This window comes from Betaproteobacteria bacterium (genome assembly GCA_016720925.1).
Taxonomy (GTDB): Bacteria; Pseudomonadota; Gammaproteobacteria; order Burkholderiales; family Usitatibacteraceae; genus UKL13-2.
The window spans coordinates 180,131-197,954 of sequence record JADKJR010000005.1 but is presented as its reverse complement, the minus strand read 5'-3'; the positions used below and the strand labels follow the sequence as shown (position 1 = coordinate 197,954).

The window sequence follows — 17,824 nt, the reverse complement described above, 5'->3', positions numbered from 1 at the left end:
GGTTGCGACGCAGTTCGATGACCTGTGCCAATTCCGCCAATTTGGCACTGATCAATGGCGCCACGGCATCTAGGTGATTCTGGGCGGCGGGGATAAGGGTATCTTCACGTAATTTCTTCAAATGCCCGACGATACTGCCCTGCACCGCCAGATACTGCTCCAGAAAGGCTTCGTCACCCGTCAGTAAAAAACCGCGCTGACCGGTTTCGGCGTCCTTCAAGGCGGAAAACACGTCATCCGCGCTATTCAAGATGTTGGAGCCTCGTTTGCGCGCCTCGGCGGCTTGCTCCATTTGTCCAAAGGCCCAGAAAGAGGTCACCACCACCAGTGCGGCCAGCAAGGCTGCACTCGCCAGCGACGCAAAAATCTTGTGAGATGATTTCAACGAAAACTCACTCTCTTACCAACGCAACGCATTGGTAGCCCCGATATCGCCAACACTCGCCGGCATGCGGGTCGCAGGGTCGGCCAATTGATCATCGCGGGATCGCGGAATGTTGCGGACATGGCCGACCTCTGTTGAAGCGCGAGTGGATCTGGCGGATCGCGCGGCCAAGGGTGCAAGCGGCACCTCACATACTTATACGCTCTTCCTGCGCACGGTAGCGGCATTTCTTTCCGACCGGCGCTGGCGGCGAATCGATTGCGCGGATGAATTCTTCAGCAGCCAATCTGCATGATGGTGGTCCGGGCTGCCGGGTTCCGTACGCTATCGCACATAGGGCGGAGATTTTCTGCGAGGCACCACGTGCGGCGGGCCGCTTCGAAGGCGTTATTGTGCTGTCAGCATTTGACTACAACCAAATTCGCAAAGGTCCTACAAACGGTTAGGCACGCGCCGATGCATGAATCGGATAAGCCCGGGTAACGTGTGTTCATTGGCATGGCGCGGCGTCCCCGTCACAAGAACAACTCGCTTGACGCCATTCCGATAACGAGCAAACGGCTCGACCCTGTCAACGCCGTTCACCCGCAGTATCCGTGTTTTGGAAGGTTTCTTATGTCCACACCGCATGTGTCATACATCCATCAAGCTCGACAAGTCCCGCAAATCCCGCAATCCCCGAAGCAAAACCACCTCCTCGCCGCATTGCCGGCTGCGGAGTTTGCGCGCCTGCTTCCCGATCTGGAGCTTGTCTCGATGCCGCTTGGCGAAGTCTTGTACGAATCCGGCGGGCGCCTGCAGCATGTGTATTTTCCGACCACCTGTATCGTCTCATTGCTCTATGTGATGGAGGACGGTGCATCGGCTGAAATCGCCGTCGTCGGCAATGAAGGCATCCTTGGCATTGCGCTGTTCATGGGCGGTGAAACCACGCCTAGCCGCGCGGTCGTTCAGAGCGCGGGCTTTGGCTATCGTTTGAAAGCACATGTGCTGAAAGAGGAATTCAACCGCGCGGGGCCGCTGCTGCATCTGCTGCTGCGCTACACCCAGGCGCTGATCACGCAAATGGCGCAGACGGCGGTGTGCAATCGGCACCACTCGGTGGAGCAGCAGTTATGCCGTTGGCTGCTGCGCAGTCTCGATCGCCTGTCCAGCCATGAGCTGACGATGACCCAGGAATTGATCGCCAGCATGATCGGCGTGCGGCGCGAAGGAATCACTGAGGCTGCGGGAAACCTGCAGCGCGCCGGCCTGATTCGCTACAGCCGCGGCCATATTGAAGTACTCGACCGGCCGAAACTGGAACGAAAGGCTTGCGAATGCTACGGTGTGGTCAAGAAAGAGTTTGATCGACTGCTCTCGGATATACCGGGCGGCGATCCGTTCCGGACGCTTGGGCACGCCCGTTGCTAATCTTGCGGCAAATTGCGCTGTCGGCGCGATGCGCGGCGTCAGCCACGACCCCTGTAATTACCTAACTAATCCCCGTTCGCCCTCCCGTATCAAAGGGCTTCTCGTACAAGGGCCCTTCGATACCTCAGGGCGAACGGCACGACCTCGACCCGGCTGACAGGCTTGCGGCCGGTGCCTCATTTTCTCCTTATGTACGCTGGTGCACGGACTGGCCTGCAAGGATGCGGATAATCAGCGAATGGCTGGAGCTTGGCCGCAGCGAAGGCGGAATTCGAGGAAATGAACCAGAAGTACGAAGTCGGAGTGAATGACCTGAATGCCGTGCACACAACAGGGGTCGCGCGGCGATCGGCTGCGACAGCGTGTCCACGGGTACGGCACACACCATGAATCACCCGCCTGTTTCCAATCTCCTGCTTGAGACACTGCCGCGCAAAGATCGCCAACAGTTGCTGGCCAGTTGCGAGCAGGTCGAACTGACCCTTGCCGACATTCTCTACGAACCCGCCACACGTATTCGGCACGTTTACTTTCCCGTTGACAGCTTCATTTCGCTGGTGATTCCCGTGAATAGCCACGCGAGCCTGGAAGTGGAACTGGTTGGCAATGAAGGCATGGTCGGCGTTCCCCTTATGCTGGGTGTCGATGTTTCGCCGCTGCGGGCAGTCGTGCAAGGCGCCGGTATGGCGCTGCGAATGACGGCTGCGTCGTTTCTGCGCGAAATCGAATCCAGCCTGGCGTTGCGGCGCAAGTTGCACCGCTACCTCTACGTGTTGCTCGCCCAACTGGCGCAAACGGCCGCATGCAACCGGTTCCACGTACTGGATGCGCGCCTCGCCCGATGGCTGCTGATGACGCACGATTGCGCGCACTCGAACGAGTTTCACCTTACCCATGAAGTCCTCGCGCAAATGCTTGGTGTGCGCCGCGTCGGCGTGACCAACGCCGCCGGGTTATTGCAAGCGCAAAAACTGGTCCGCTACAGTCGCGGCAACATCACGGTACTCGACCGCGCCGGCCTGGAAGCGGCTTCCTGCGGGTGTTATCGGACCGTGAAAGATACTTACGAGAGCATCCTCGGGTAACACCGCCCGATCTCGGCCAACGCGCTATTGCGCGAAAACAATAACTATGTATCCCACCGCACCGACCGGCTCTTGGTGATTGTCTAGGCTCTGGCTGTCAATTGAAGGTCCGCCTCGAATTGCAAGCATGCTGTAAATGCCGTTACCTCAATGACGCTCCGCCGTTACGTTCAATGAAAAAGGAAATCACCATGAATCTCAACGTAAGCATTGGTCCGCTGGTCTCTCTCATCGCCGGCATTCTCATTCTCGTCATGCCCAAGCTGCTGAACTACATTGTGGCTTTTTATCTGATCGTCATCGGCCTGCTCGGACTCTTCGGCACAGGCAGTCTTCACCTGCGATAGATAGCGTCTCTCGAAAGTCGATGTTGTCCCGCCGCGCTGCCATCTGAGCGGCCATCTGTGCGGCAGCGTACAGACCGCATGCGCGCCACCGCGTAGCCTGAATCCCGACACGAACAGGAACATGCCGTTGTGTCAGAAAAGTGTTCCGCATTTTTTCAACTTGGAGAGTACGACTATGAAAACATTCAAACGCATTACCGCTTTTATGGCGGCCATTACGATGATGTTCATGCTGGGTTGCGCGTCAACGTCAAAGCACGAAGGCACCGGCGAGTATGTCGATGACACCGTGATTACCACCAAGGTCAAAGCCAAGATCCTCGAAGAACCCGGTCTGAAATCGGCCGAGATCAATGTCGAAACGTTCAAAGGCGTAGTTCAGTTGAGCGGCTTTGTGAGTTCGCAGGCGAATGTTGACAGGGCCGTGGCGCTTGCGCGCACGGTGCGTGGCGTGAGTTCGGTCAAGAACGACATGCGGGTCAAGTAAGGCAAGGGCAGGAAAGTAACCGGTACCACGCGATACCCGGGACAACCCGCAATGGAAAATCCCGGGTTTGACATCTAAAAGCATCCTTTATGTCCAGCGCCGCATGAACATACGGTGCTGGACGTAGTATTAACAATTCCACCAAGAATCGGCGATCAGACCTTTACCTCATCCAGGAGAGCGTCGTCGGCACCTCCGCCGCAACCTGCCTGATCAACTTTCAAGTTAGTGGCAGGCATTTCCCCGAAGCGAAACGCTGGATTTTCCAAACCGCCGGCGATGCGCTCTCATTGACAGGCGCTTGAACAGGCACGCCAAATCTGCGCGTCAGCCATTTCGCTTGCGATTGTTACAGTGTTCCGCCGTTTTTCGCCAGCTCGCTTACGCGCCTTTCAGGTGTTCGACTACACCATTCTGCGCGTCGGCTGACAGCGGCGCGATGCGATTCCCCGTAGCCTTCAATTGTCAGTGTGTCAGAAAGAATTATTCAAACAGCCCCACTGATTTTCCACGCGTTGCCGAACACATGGAACTTGTCGTATCGGTTCGAAATCATGTCCGTGTCCGCGTTGTCAAAAAAATTACGCAGTGAATCGTGCGGCCTGAATGTGAGGTGGTGAACTTCACGGCCATCCCGCCGCGCGGTTACCTGCGCCGCTTCATACAAAGCTTGAAATCCAATCCTTCATTTCGCGACCTAAAGATGTTGAAAACAAGGCTTCACGCTTCGTTGCCGCCTCCAGTCGACTTGCCAGTCCTGGATGCGCCTCGCCTTGCGTCGCGCCGTGCCGTGCTGGAAGGGCCGGACGTGGAAGGACCGAAGGGTGCATTGCTCATCGAGGCGGCGGCCAATTCTGCATGGCACCGGCCGGTCTACATCAGCGTGCACGCAAAATTTGCCATTGCCCTCATTGTCGGCATCACGTGGTTCACTTTTTCACTTTGGTTGGCAATTCCGTGGATGCGCGATCTGGCCAGATTGAGCGATTGGGCGATCGCGATATTTGCGGTCGGTGGCATCGCGCTCGTGCCCGGTTTCATGAACGCCTTCCTTATCTCCAGCCTGCTGATGGACCGGCGACCAGCACGTAGTCGGTTGGCGAAGTATCCGGGAGTCACGATCCTTGTCGCCGCATACAACGAAGCGGGATCAATTGCGGACACGATCCATTCGATCGAACGCCAGCATTATCCCGGCCTTTTCGAAGTGATTGTCATCGACGATGGCTCGGCTGACGCGACCGCAGAAGCGGTTGCCACGCTGAAGTTTCCATGGCTCACGCTATTGCGCCAGGGGAAGAATGGCGGCAAGTCGGCGGCGCTCAATCGCGGTCTCGCCGCCTCCCGATACGAACTGGTGGTCACACTGGACGCGGATTCATATCTGTATGCCGATGCGCTGACGAACCTCGTGGAGCGCTACACCGCCGATCCCGCGAGTACGCGCGCCGTCGCCGGCGCGATGCTGGTTCGCAACTCGCGAACGAACTGGGTGACGCGAATGCAGGAATGGGACTATTTCCATGGCATCGCCGCGACCAAGCGCGTGCAGTCGCTTTATCAGGGCACGCTGGTCGCGCAAGGCGCATTCTCGATCTACGATCGGCAGACCTTGCGTGACATAGGCGGCTGGGAGGACTGTATAGGCGAGGATATCGTGCTTACCTGGGCAATTCTTGAGGCCGGATGGCGCGTCGGACACGCGGAAGATGCCCTTTGCTTTACCAATGCGCCTGATGGACTGCGGCAGTTTCTGCGCCAACGGCAGCGATGGTCGCGAGGAATGATCGAGGCGTTTCGTCGCCATCCGCGCATCCTGTTTGTGCCGCGGCTGTCGACCGCGTTCATCTGGTGGAACCTGTTTTTCCCGTGGCTCGATCTGGCCTTCACGCTCTGCTTCATCCCCGGCATCGTTATCGCAATTTTCGGCATCTACTGGATTGCCGGCCCGATGACGCTGATCCTGTTGCCGCTCTCATTGTTGATGAACGGCGTCATGTATCGTGTCGGCGCGCGGATGTTCAATGCGGAAGGGTTGCAAGTTCGCTACAACCCGATGGGATTCGCGCTGTATGCGCTTGGCTACAGCCTGATCCTGCAACCCGCCTGCGTCGTCGGCTATATGTCCGAGCTGTTCGGGCTGCGCAAGACGTGGGGTACGAAATGATTGGCCGCCACGACAGCCGCGCCGGGCAAATTGCCTTTGTCATTGCCCTCGTCTCATGGTCAGGCGCCGGCCAGGCGCAAGATACGGCACGGGATGCGGCACAGGATGCAAGGTATTTCGCGTTGGTGACGGACGTCGCCGTTTCGGCGGACACCGATGGCCTGCACGCGATCCGCACGCGCGTGGGTGGCTTCTATCCCTACGCCAGTCCCTGGCGTTTCGCCGGTGCGGAAGCGCAGTCAGTGCATTACACACAGGGTAAATATCGCCAGGACGTTGCTGCCATTCTCGGCGTCTATCGCGACCAGCGCCGCGACACGCTTGCCGGCGTCGATGCGGAAGTTGGTGTCGCGCGCGTCGCGGGGCACTTGCGACCGATCGGGGATGCAACGTTGAGACTGTCCACCACACTCGGGACCGCCGTTGACATGATCGCATCAGCCGACCTTGTGGAAACGCCAAAGGCACTGAAACGCGGCATTGGCTACACGTTTGTTGCGACCAACGCCGAACATCAATTCGGCGAGCGATTGACCGCGACCGCACTGGTGGGCTGGCAACCTTTCAGCGATGGCAACGCGCGGACGCACTTGCGCGCGCGCCTGATCTGGCTTGCGATACCCGAGGCCGGGATCACGTTGCAACTTCGCTACCGGCAGTATTCGACGCGCGAAGCCGACGTCGGCGGTGCGTACTTCAATCCGGAAGACTATCGGCAGTGGCTCGCAGTGACCGCAATCCGCAAGCGTTACGCGGGATGGATCTACAGCGGCGCGCTCGGCGCGGGGCAAGAGTATTCGACAGGGTCCGGTTCACATGCGTCATACCTGGCCGAAGCGCGTGGCGAAGGGCCGATCGCCGGGGACATCCGACTCGTGTTGCGTGCGAGCTACTCTCGCTCTGCTGGCTTCATCGACAGTCCCGACTACGCGTATCGGCTCGTTGGCGGGACGCTTGTCCTGCCTTTCCGCTAACCATTGACCATTGCGCAACCGGATTTCTACTCGTGGTAGCTCATGCCGGACGTGCCAATTTGATACCGATTCGCATTCAAGCAATGGTGCCGCAACGCGAACGATCCGGGAGATAGACAGTACCGCTCTGTGCGCTGGCAGACAGACGCTGGACTTCGCACTCGATAGCCTTTCATTTTCAGGGCGACACCGGCCCAATCAACACAACTGAAGGAAGACAATGAACAAATTATCCCGTTACCAGTGGTCCCGGATGCTCGGCGCGATGGGTTGTGCCGCCGTTATTGTTGCCGGCTGCGCGAGCGTTCCGCCGCCGACGGAACAAATGGCGGTCTCAAAGTCCGCCATTGCCAATGCGGTCAGTGCCGGCGGCAACGAGTATGCGTCCGTCGAGATGCGTAGCGCGCAGGACAAGATGGACCGCGCCAAGCGCGCCATGGACAAGGAAGAGTACGAGAGTGCGCGCCGGCTGGCCGAAGAGGCGCAGGCCGATGCGAGGCTCGCCGAGAAGCTTGCGCATTCCGCCAAGGCCCGGCAAGCGGCAAACGTCACCCGGGAAGACAGTCGCGTATTGCGCGAAGAGATCAACCGCAAGAACAATTGAACGCAACTCTAGGAATCCATCATGAAAAATCATCGTTATCTCGCCATGTCACTCATCGCAGCCGCAGTGCTGGCAGGCTGCAGTTCTTTACCCGCAAGTAATTCCCTGCTCGACCAGGCGCGCAGCGATTACAGCGATGCGCAGGCCAATCCGCAAGTCACTTCGCTGGCGGCCGGGGAACTCAGGCAGGCGAGCGACTCGCTGGATCGGGCCAATCACGCCTGGAGCAAGCACGAAGACAATTCGCGCGTCGACCACTTGGCCTATGTGGCGAAACAGCAGGTCGCGATTGCGCAGGCGACGGCCAGTCAGAAAGCGGCTGAAATGGCCGTGGCAAACGCCAGCGTGGAGCGCGACCGCGTGCGCCTTGACGCACGGACACGGGAGGCCGATGCCGCGCAGCGCAACGCGGATTATGCGCAGCGCCAGTCGGAAGCGTCCCAGCGGAGTGCCGAAGTGTCACAGCGCAGCGCAGAAGCGTCACAACGCCAGTCGGAAGCATCACAACGTAGCGCGCAGGCCTCTCAACTTCAGTCAGAAGCCTCGCAGCGTAACGCGGACGCCTTGCAACGCCAGTCCGATGCGTCGCTGCGTAGCGCGGAAGCCTCACAGCGCCAGGCTGATGCAGAGAGACAGGCAGCGAACGATGCCCAACAGAATGCCGAGGTGGCCCGCCAGCAAACCCAGGGCGCCGAAAACCGTGCGCGCCAGTTGGAAGCGCAACTCGTGGCACTGGAGGCAAAGAAAACCAATCGCGGCATGGTCATCACGCTCGGCGATGTGCTGTTCGACACCAATCAGGCACAACTCAAATCCGGCGGCATGCGCAACGTGCAGAAGCTTGCCGATTTTTTCAAACAATATCCGCAGCGCAAAGTCATGATCGAGGGCTTCACCGACAGCACTGGCAGCAATAGCCTTAACCAGGCGCTCTCGGACAATCGGGCGGGTGCCGTGCGCACCGCCCTGCTGGATATGGGCATTGGCACGGAACGCATTACGTCGCGCGGATACGGCGAATCCTATCCGGTCGCGGGTAACGATACCGCGGCGGGCCGGCAGTTGAACCGGCGCGTGGAGATCATCGTCTCCGACGAAGGCGGAGTTGTCGTTCCGCGCTGAGCGGCCGCGTTGGCAAACACCCGTCGCGAATCAGTTGCGATATGAACGTGACGGGACTTTAGACGGGGCTGTTGACGGAGCTTAAGCGCAACGAGCCATGCAAATTTCCAGACGGCATGACGCGGGGGCCGGGGTTACGCAGTGATGGGAAGATCAACCGAGAGCGCCGTGACGCGGGGAGCGTATTATTGTTTGTTCTGGTCCTGCCGCTAGCCGGCGCAGTTCCGAGCCGTGCCGTGCCGGTTAAGGTCATTGCATTGTTGCGGACAGGACGCGAACCACGCGCTCGCTCAATGCTGTCTGACTACGAACAGGCGGTCGCATGAATAATTTGCTGATCACCGGTAAATCGAAGGCTGCAAACGCGCTTGCCGGTGCGTGGATCCGCTTCCGCGACCGTGGCTTCCCGCAGAAATACGCATCGGACGAGCAGCCGCTGCGATCGGAGCTCCTGAGCGCCAGCCAGATGGAGCAGCATGGCAAGACCCTGGCGAACTCGCACCGCCTGACGCCGGCGCGCGCGCGCGCCCAGCTCCTGACGCGACTGGCCGCGAACGAAAATATCCTGATTGATGTCTGCAATTTGCTTACCGAGGCGGTCACCGCGAACCGACGAATCACGCCCGCGGGTGAGTGGCTCCTCGATAATTTTTATCTGATCGAAGAGCAGATTCGCACGGCCAAGAGGCACTTCCCAAAGGGTTACAGCCGGGAACTGCCTCGCCTGGCGCGCGGACCGTCGATGGGGCTTCCGCGTGTGTACGACATCGCGCTGGAGACGATCTCGCACGGCGATGGACGCCTCGATCCGGAAAGTCTCAGTCGATTCGTATCCGCCTACCAGACGGTCACCGCACTCAGGCTGGGTGAATTGTGGGCCATTCCCATCATGTTGCGTCTGGCGCTGATCGAGAATCTGCGGCGCGTGGCCACCCGCGTGGCCGCCGGGATGATCGACCGGAATCTGGCCGACTCGTGGGCGGACCAGATGACGGAGGTTGCCGAAAAAGATCCGAAAAGCCTGATTCTGGTGATCTCGGATATGGCGCGGTCGAGCCCGCCGATGAGCACCGGGTTCGTGTCGGAGTTTGCGCGGCGGTTGCAGGGGCAAAGCCCCGCGCTGGCCCTGCCGCTGACATGGATTGAGCAACTGCTGTCCGAATCGCATCTGACGATAGAGCAACTGGTCCAGTCGGAATCCCAGCGGCAGGCGTCGGCCCAAGTCTCGATCAGCAACAGCATCGCCAGTTTGCGTTTTCTGGGCGCGATGGACTGGCGCGAGTTCGTCGAAACGATGAGCATGGTCGAACAGACGCTGCGCGAGGATCCCGGCGGCGTCTATGGCAGGATGGATTTTGCGACGCGCGATCGATATCGCCACGCCATCGAGAAAACCGCGAAAAAGAGCAGCCTGTCCGAGCGCGAAGTGGCGCGGAAAGCCATTGAGCTTGCGTACCAGGGTGCGGCAGGCGCGACGGATGTAGCGGGTGGTGAGGGCCACGATGACGGCAGGCGCAATCGCGCCGCGCATGTCGGCTACTACCTGATTGACAAAGGCCTGCCCCAGCTGGAACAGACAGTGGGCGCGCGCATTTCCACCGTGGAAGCGTTGCGGCGATCCGGCCGCAAGTCGCCATTGTTCCCCTACCTGGGATTAATTGCGCTGATCACCCTGCTGCTTTCCGGCAGGCTGATGATGCAAGCGTACGGCAATAGCATCCCTGATTGGGAATTGGCCTTGATCGGCATCCTTTCGTTGCTGTCCGCCAGCCAGCTCGGCGTGGCACTGACAAATTGGTTCGCCACCTTGTTGGTGACACCGCATCCGCTGCCGCGACTGGATTTTTCCCTCGGCATACCGTCGGCGTCGCGTACCCTGGTGATCATCCCCACCATGCTTACCAGTGCGACAGGCATCGATGATCTGGTTGAAGCACTGGAGGTGCGTTTCCTCGCCAATCGCGACGAAAACCTTCACTTCGGCCTGCTGACCGATTTCCGCGACGCATCGGAGGAAATCCTCCCCGAGGATGAAACCTTATTGCAACTGGCGAGTGAACGGATCACTGCGCTGAATGAAAAATACGGCACTCGCGCGGACGGCAACACCGGGAAGGATAGCTTTTTCCTGTTCCATCGCCCGCGCCGCTGGAACGCGCGCGAGCGACTGTGGATGGGTTATGAACGCAAGCGGGGGAAGCTGGCTGATTTGAATTCGCTTCTGCGCGGGGGCTCGCAAGATTGCTTTTCGCGCATTGTCGGCGGCCCTGCCATCCTCGGAAATGTGAAGTACGTAATTACCCTCGATACCGATACGCAATTGCCGCGTGATTCTGCCCGGCAGTTTGTCGGCACGCTGGCGCACCCGCTGAATCGCGCGGTCTACGACGAAACCCGGCAGCGAATCACCGAGGGCTATGCGATCCTGCAGCCGCGGGTGGCGGTGAGCCTGCCGGGCACCAATCACTCGCGGTATGCGCGATTGTTTGGCAGCGAGCCGGGCATCGATCCGTACACGCGCGCCGTCTCCGATGTCTATCAGGACGTGTTCGGCGAAGGCTCGTTCATTGGAAAAGGCATATATGACGTCGATGCCTTCGAGCAAACGCTCAAGGGTCGATTCCCCGAAAACCGGATACTCAGCCACGATCTGCTGGAGGGCTGTTATGCACGCGCCGCGCTGGTGAGCGATGTGCAGTTATACGAAGAATATCCGACCCGTTACAGCGCGGATGTGAGCCGCCGCCATCGCTGGATTCGCGGCGACTGGCAGATCGCCTCGTGGCTGCTGTCGCGCGTTCCCGACAACGGCGCAAACGCGCGGGCCGGCCGTGAACAAAACCCGCTCTCGACGCTGTCTCAATGGAAAATATTCGATAACCTGCGACGCAGCCTGGCGCCCGCGGCATTGACGCTGCTATTGCTACTGGGCTGGACGAACTTTTCACCCGTCTGGTTCTGGACCCTGGTGGTGATCGGCATCATCCTGATTCCACCCTTGATGGCGTCGATGCTTGATTTGTTTCGCAAGCCAGACGACGTGATGCTGGGTCAGCATCTCGCCGCGGGATTGCGCGCGGCAGGCGGGCAGTTCGCGCAAGCGGCATTTGCGCTTGCGTGTCTGCCGTATGAGGCGTGCTTCAGTCTGGATGCAATCATTCGCACCCAATGGCGGATACTGGTCTCGAAAAGAAGGTTGCTGGAATGGGCGCCATCAGGTGATGCGGGCAGCGCAGGCAACGCGGATCACAGTGATCGCGCCGGGCTGATCGTCAGCTACCGGACGATGTGGACAGCGCCCGCGCTCGCCATCGCGATGGCAGTTTATCTGGCCGTGTCCGCGCCCGCGACGCTGTCGGTGGCGTGGCCGATTCTGTTCCTGTGGATTGCCGCACCCGCCATCGCCTGGTGGATGAGTCGGCCGCTGACGCGCCGCGAAGCGCGCCTGACGGCTACGCAAATGACTTTTCTGCAGAAGAATTCGCGCAAGACGTGGGCATTTTTTGAAACCTTCGTCGGTCCGGACGATCATTGGCTGCCACCGGATAACTACCAGGAGCACCCGGTCGGCGTCGTGGCGCATCGCACGTCCCCAACCAACATGGGGCTGTCGCTGCTGGCCAATCTGGCGGCGTACGACTTCGGCTACATTGCCGCCGGACCACTCATCGATCGTACAACGAATGCCTTCGCGACGATGACGGACCTGACGCAGTACCAGGGGCACTTCTACAACTGGTACGACACGCAATCGCTGCTGCCGCTGGCCCCGCTCTACATTTCGTCGGTGGATAGCGGCAACCTCGCGGGCCATTTGCTTACGTTGCGACCGGGGCTGCTGGCGCTGCCTGATGACAAGATCTTCGGCGCGCGTTTGTTTGACGGCCTGCTCGACACGCTGCGCGTGCTCGCGGACGCGGCGGCCGATGCGCCGACGGCTGCTCGAATCCTGATTGATCAACTGGGGGACGATCTCGAGTCGGCAAGCGACTTCCCGCCGGCCACGCTCGCGGCGACGCATGCCCGGCTGGCAAAGTTGGCAACCACCGCGGCGGAAATAGCGGCCGGCTTGAATGAAGTCACCGATGCAGCGGCAGTAAACGATGTGCAATGGTGGGCGCAGGCACTGGACCGCCAATGCCGGAGCGTCATGGAAGAATTGGACTTGCTTGCCCCGTGGCTGGCGCTGCCCGCGGCACCCGGCGGATTGCGTAACTACCTGGAGTCCATCGAGATTCCAACCCTGCACGAACTGGCGACCTTCGAGGCATTGTGGCTACCCGCCGTTGAGCAGCAAATGGCGCTTCAGACTACGACCGAGGAGCGCGAGTGGTTGCATGAATTGCGTCGGCACATTGTTGCTGCAAGCCGCCACGCCGAGGAACGGATTGCGGCAATCGATAGCCTGGTACGGCAAGCGAGTGAACTGGCGGTAATGGAATATGACTTCCTGTACGACAAGGCACGCCACCTGCTCGCCATCGGCTACAGCGTCAGCGAGCGTCGCCAGGATTCGAGCTACTACGACATGCTGGCGTCGGAAGCCAGGCTGTGCAGTTTCGTTGCCATCGCGCAGGGACAACTGCCGCAGGAAACCTGGTTCTCTCTGGGGCGTCTGCTTACCACCGCCGGTGGCGAGCCGACACTGCTGTCGTGGAGCGGGTCGATGTTCGAGTACCTGATGCCTCTGCTGGTCATGCCGACGTACGAAAACACACTGCTCGACCGCACCTACCATGCCGCGGTGGCGCGACAGATCGAGTATGGAAGCCAGCGAGACGTCGCGTGGGGCATCTCGGAATGCGGGTACAACACCGTCGACGCCGCGCTCAATTATCAGTACCGCGCCTTTGGCGTGCCCGGCCTGGGGCTCAAGCGCGGCCTGGCCGAGGATCTGGTGATTACGCCATATGCCTCGGCGCTTGCGCTGATGGTTTCGCCCGAGCACGCGTGCGTCAATTTGCAGCGACTCGCCACCGAGGGACTGGCCGGAAAATTCGGCTTTTATGAAGCCGTCGACTACACCGCATCACGCCTGCCGCGCGGACAATCGAGCACCGTGATCCGCTCGTTCATGGCGCACCACCAGGGAATGATCTTCCTGTCGATGGCCTACCTGATCCTCGACCGTCCGATGCAGAGGCGCTTTGAATCGGATCCGATGTTCCAGGCGACCACCTTGTTACTGCAGGAGCGCGTGCCCAAAACCGGCGCATTCAAGCCGCATACCGACAAGTTCTCCTCCATTCGCGCGACAGCGGACAATCAGGAAATGCCGGTGCGGATCATCAGCGGCCCGGCCACGCCGGTACCCGAAGTTCAGTTGTTGTCCAACCGCCACTACCACGTGATGGTGACCAACGCGGGCGCCGGCTACAGTCGCTGGAAAGACCTCGCGGTGACTCGTTGGCGCGAAGACACGACCTGCGACAACTGGGGCACGTTCTGCTATATCCGCGACGTGGCCAGCAACGTGTTCTGGTCGAATACCCATCAGCCGACACTCAAGCGCGCGGAAAAGTACGAGGCGATTTTCTCGGAAGGACGCGCGGAATTTCGCCGTCGCGATCTCGACTACGACACCCATACCGAGATCGTCGTTTCGCCGGAAGACGACATCGAGTTGCGGCGCGTGCGCATCTGCAACCGCGCGCGGACCCGTCGCACCATCGAGGTCACGAGTTATGCCGAAGTGGTGCTCGCCGATCCGGCCGCGGACGAGCTGCATCCGGCATTCAGCAACCTGTTTGTGCAGACCGAGATCATCCAGGCGCGGCAGGCGATCCTGTGCACGCGCCGGCCGCGCTCCCTTGCCGAAAAGGCACCGTGGATGTTTCACCTGATGGCGGTCCATGGGGCGAATCTGGGCGAAGTTTCCTATGAGACGGACCGCATGCGATTTATCGGTCGCGGCAATACCGCTGCCTCGCCCCAGGCGATGAACGAACCGGTGGCGCTGTCCGGCAGTCAGGGCTCGGTCCTGGATCCGATCGTCGCCATTCGCTACCGCATCACGCTTGATCCGGAACAAGCGGCAACCATCGATATGGTCACCGGTGTCAGTGACAATCGCGATGCCGCCCTGAGCCTGATCGAGAAATACCAGGACCGGCGGCTCGCGGACCGGGTATTTGAATTGGCATGGACCCACAATCAGGTGGTGCTGCGCCAGATCAATGCCACCGAGGCCGACGCGCAACTCTATGCACGCCTCGCCAATTCGATCATCTACGCCAATCCGTCTCTGCGCGCCGATCCGAATGTCCTGCTGAAAAACCGGCGCGGGCAATCCGGTCTGTGGAGCTACGCCATTTCCGGCGACCTGCCGATCGTGCTGCTGCAGATCAGCGACCTGGCGAATATCGATCTGGTGCGTCAACTGGTGCAGGCCCACGCCTACTGGCGCCTGAAGGGGCTGACTGTCGACCTGGTGATCTGGAATGAAGATCACGCCGGCTACCGGCAATTGCTGCAAGACCAGATCATGGGGCTGATCGCCGCGGGTGTCGAAGCACACGTGATGGATAAACCCGGCGGGATATTTGTCCGGCGGGCGGAACAGATATCGGACGAAGACCGTATCCTGGTCCAATCGGTGGCGCGGGCCATCATCGGCGACCGGCGGGGCACGCTGGCAGACCAGATCACGCGGCGCGGCCAGATGGAAGCGCGCGCGCCACATCTGAATCTGCCGCGCTTCAAGGCGACCCGGGCGCACCGCGGCGATCTGCCGGTAACGACCACGCCGGCCGTCGCCACGCCAGCCGATCTGCTTTTCGCAAATGGGCTCGGCGGCTTCACCGCCGATGGGCGCGAATACGTCATCACCACCACGCATTCGGAAAGGACGCCCGCGCCATGGGTAAATGTGCTGGCGAATCCGCAATTCGGAACCGTCATCTCCGAGAACGGCATGGCCTATACCTGGAGCGAGAATGCCCATGAATTTCGCCTGACACCGTGGCATAACGATCCGGTGAGCGATGCGAGCGGGGAGGCGTTTTACCTGCGTGATGAAGAGAGTGGCCATTTCTGGTCGCCGGCGCCGCTTCCCTGTCGTGGCGATTCGCCCTATGTGAGCCGCCACGGATTCGGCTACAGCATCTTCGAGCATGTGGAAGGCGGCCTTCGCTCGGAGTTGACAGTCTATGTGGCGCTCGACGCGGCCATCAAATTCTCGGTGTTGAAAGTGCGCAACGAATCCGGCCGTTCGCGCCGCCTCACCGCGACGGGCTTCGTGGAGTGGGTGCTGGGCGACCTCAAGCCGAAATCGACCATGCACGTGATTACCGAAATCGATCCGCTCAGTGGCGCGCTTTATGCGCGCAACGCCTACAACAGCGAATTCGCCAATCGTATTGCGTTCTTCGATGTTGACGATACCACCCGGACATTCAGCGGCGACCGTGCCGAATTTGTCGGACGCAACGGAACGCTCAAGAGGCCGTCCGCAATGGGCCGGGCACAGCTTTCCAACAAGGTCGGCGCCGCGCTGAACCCGTGCGCGGCCATCCAGGTGGGCATCGAGCTGGCGGACGGGGAAGAACATGTGTCCATTTTCAGGTTGGGCGCCGGGCGAAACCTCAACGACGCACGCGTGCTGCTGCAACGGTGCCGCGGTCCTGCGGCGGCACATGACGCGCTGGAAAAAGTCCGGCAATACTGGCAACACACGCTGGCCGCCGTGCAAGTGGAGACACCGGATCCGTCGCTGAACGTGCTGGCCAATGGCTGGCTTTTGTATCAAACCCTGGCGTGCCGCTTGTGGGCACGCAGCGGTTACTACCAGTCCGGCGGTGCGTTTGGTTTCCGCGACCAATTACAGGATGTGATGGCGCTCATTCATGCCCAACCGCAACTCCTGCGCGAGCACCTGCTGCTGTGCGCGGGCCGCCAGTTCTGGGAAGGTGATGTCCAGCATTGGTGGCATCCACCATCTGGCAGGGGCGTACGCACGCACTGTTCGGATGACTACCTCTGGCTGCCCCTGGCGGCCTGCCGCTACGTTCTCTGCACCGGAGACACCGGCGTGCTGAATGAATCCGTCCAATTCCTGAAAGGCCGGCAGGTAAACCCGGAGGACGACTCTTATTACGATTTGCCCGGCCGGGCCGAGGAAACCGCCAGCCTGTATCAGCACTGTGTACGCGCCATCCTGCGGGGACTCGCGTTCGGCGAGCATGGACTGCCGCTTATTGGCTCCGGTGACTGGAACGACGGCATGAACATGGTCGGTAAACTCGGCAAGGGTGAAAGCATCTGGCTGGGCTTCTTCCTTTGTGAAGTGCTGGTGCAGTTCGTCGAGGTCGCGCGCCTGCAGGGTGATGCCGCCTTCGCCGATCGTTGCCTGGACGAAAGGGCAAAGCTCGCGCGGAATATCGAACAGCATGGCTGGGACGGCGAATGGTACCGTCGCGCCTACTTCGATGATGGCACGCCGCTGGGATCGACCAGCAACGTGGAATGCCAGATTGATTCCATCGCGCAGAGCTGGTCCGTTCTATCGGGCGCGGGTGAGGCCGCGCGCGCGCGAACGGCCATGAATTCACTGGACAAGCGTCTGGTGCGTCGCGATGACGCGATCATCCAGCTGCTCGATCCACCCTTCGACAAGTCGGCGCTGGATCCTGGCTACATTCGCGGCTACGTCCCGGGCGTGAGGGAGAACGGCGGGCAATACACCCACGGCGCAATCTGGGCGGCGATGGCGTTTGCGGCGTTGGGCGACAGCCGGCGCGCCTGGGAGCTCACGTCCATGATCAACCCCTTGAACCACGCGAATACCAGCGAAGGCATGTCGACCTACAAAGTGGAACCATACGTCATGGCGGCCGACGTCTATGGTGTGACGCCGCATACCGGGCGCGGTGGATGGAGCTGGTACACGGGTTCGGCCGGCTGGATGTACCGGCTCATCATGGAGTCCATTCTCGGATTGAGGCTGGAAGTCGACCGGCTGCATTTCGTGCCGTGTATTCCCGCCGATTGGCAAACCTTCAAAATTCATTACCGGTATCGGGAAACGGTCTATCACATCACCGTTTTGCAGGCGCCGACCGGCGATGGTGAAAAGACAGGCGTGGGCAATGTCACGGTTGATGGCGTTGCGCAAACCGACAAGACGATTCTCCTGGTTGACGACCGGCAGGCGCATACGGTCGAGGTGAGTATTCATGCGGCGCTCAGCTAATCTTCAACGAGCGTCAATCGTACCTTCAAAGCGATGCGCGAGCCGTGCAC

10 protein-coding genes are annotated in these 17,824 nt (G+C 60.3%); all 10 read left to right on the top strand.

Going from position 1 to position 17,824, the window contains the following annotated elements; all coding sequences use genetic code 11:
* The first annotated feature begins 494 nt into the window (after positions 1 to 494).
* The 10 genes from IPP88_08995 (at position 495) to IPP88_08950 (ending at position 17,774) form a co-directional block, all read left to right on the top strand.
* Positions 495 to 680 carry a hypothetical protein gene (locus tag IPP88_08995; protein ID MBL0122852.1) on the top strand — a complete coding sequence of 62 codons (186 nt, stop codon included), beginning with the start codon at positions 495 to 497 and terminating at the stop codon, positions 678 to 680.
* Between the two features lie 320 nt (positions 681 to 1,000).
* On the top strand, positions 1,001 to 1,798 hold the full coding sequence (locus IPP88_08990; GenBank protein MBL0122851.1) for a Crp/Fnr family transcriptional regulator: 798 nt from the start codon (positions 1,001 to 1,003) through the stop codon (positions 1,796 to 1,798).
* A 386-nt stretch (positions 1,799 to 2,184) separates the two neighbouring features.
* Positions 2,185 to 2,883, top strand: coding sequence for a Crp/Fnr family transcriptional regulator (locus IPP88_08985; protein MBL0122850.1), 699 nt, complete (start codon positions 2,185 to 2,187; stop codon positions 2,881 to 2,883).
* A gap of 191 nt (positions 2,884 to 3,074) precedes the next feature.
* On the top strand, positions 3,075 to 3,230 hold the full coding sequence (locus IPP88_08980; GenBank protein ID MBL0122849.1) for a DUF3096 domain-containing protein: 156 nt from the start codon (positions 3,075 to 3,077) through the stop codon (positions 3,228 to 3,230).
* Between the two features lie 175 nt (positions 3,231 to 3,405).
* On the top strand, positions 3,406 to 3,717 hold the full coding sequence (locus IPP88_08975; protein MBL0122848.1) for a BON domain-containing protein: 312 nt from the start codon (positions 3,406 to 3,408) through the stop codon (positions 3,715 to 3,717).
* A gap of 961 nt (positions 3,718 to 4,678) precedes the next feature.
* Entirely contained in the window at positions 4,679 to 5,884 is a 1,206-nt protein-coding gene (locus IPP88_08970) for a glycosyltransferase family 2 protein (GenBank protein ID MBL0122847.1), read from the top strand.
* Positions 5,881 to 6,858: a hypothetical protein gene (locus tag IPP88_08965; protein MBL0122846.1), complete on the top strand. Its 978-nt coding sequence runs from the start codon at positions 5,881 to 5,883 to the stop codon at positions 6,856 to 6,858. Before IPP88_08970 ends, IPP88_08965 begins: the two co-directional genes overlap by 4 nt.
* A 220-nt stretch (positions 6,859 to 7,078) precedes the next feature.
* A complete protein-coding gene (locus IPP88_08960; protein ID MBL0122845.1) occupies positions 7,079 to 7,462 on the top strand; it encodes a DUF4398 domain-containing protein in 384 nt (127 codons plus the stop codon).
* Between the two features lie 21 nt (positions 7,463 to 7,483).
* Entirely contained in the window at positions 7,484 to 8,584 is a 1,101-nt protein-coding gene (locus IPP88_08955) for an OmpA family protein (protein ID MBL0122844.1), read from the top strand.
* 322 nt (positions 8,585 to 8,906) lie between these two features.
* Positions 8,907 to 17,774, top strand: coding sequence for a cyclic beta 1-2 glucan synthetase (locus tag IPP88_08950; protein ID MBL0122843.1), 8,868 nt, complete (start codon positions 8,907 to 8,909; stop codon positions 17,772 to 17,774).
* The last annotated feature ends 50 nt before the right edge of the window (positions 17,775 to 17,824 follow it).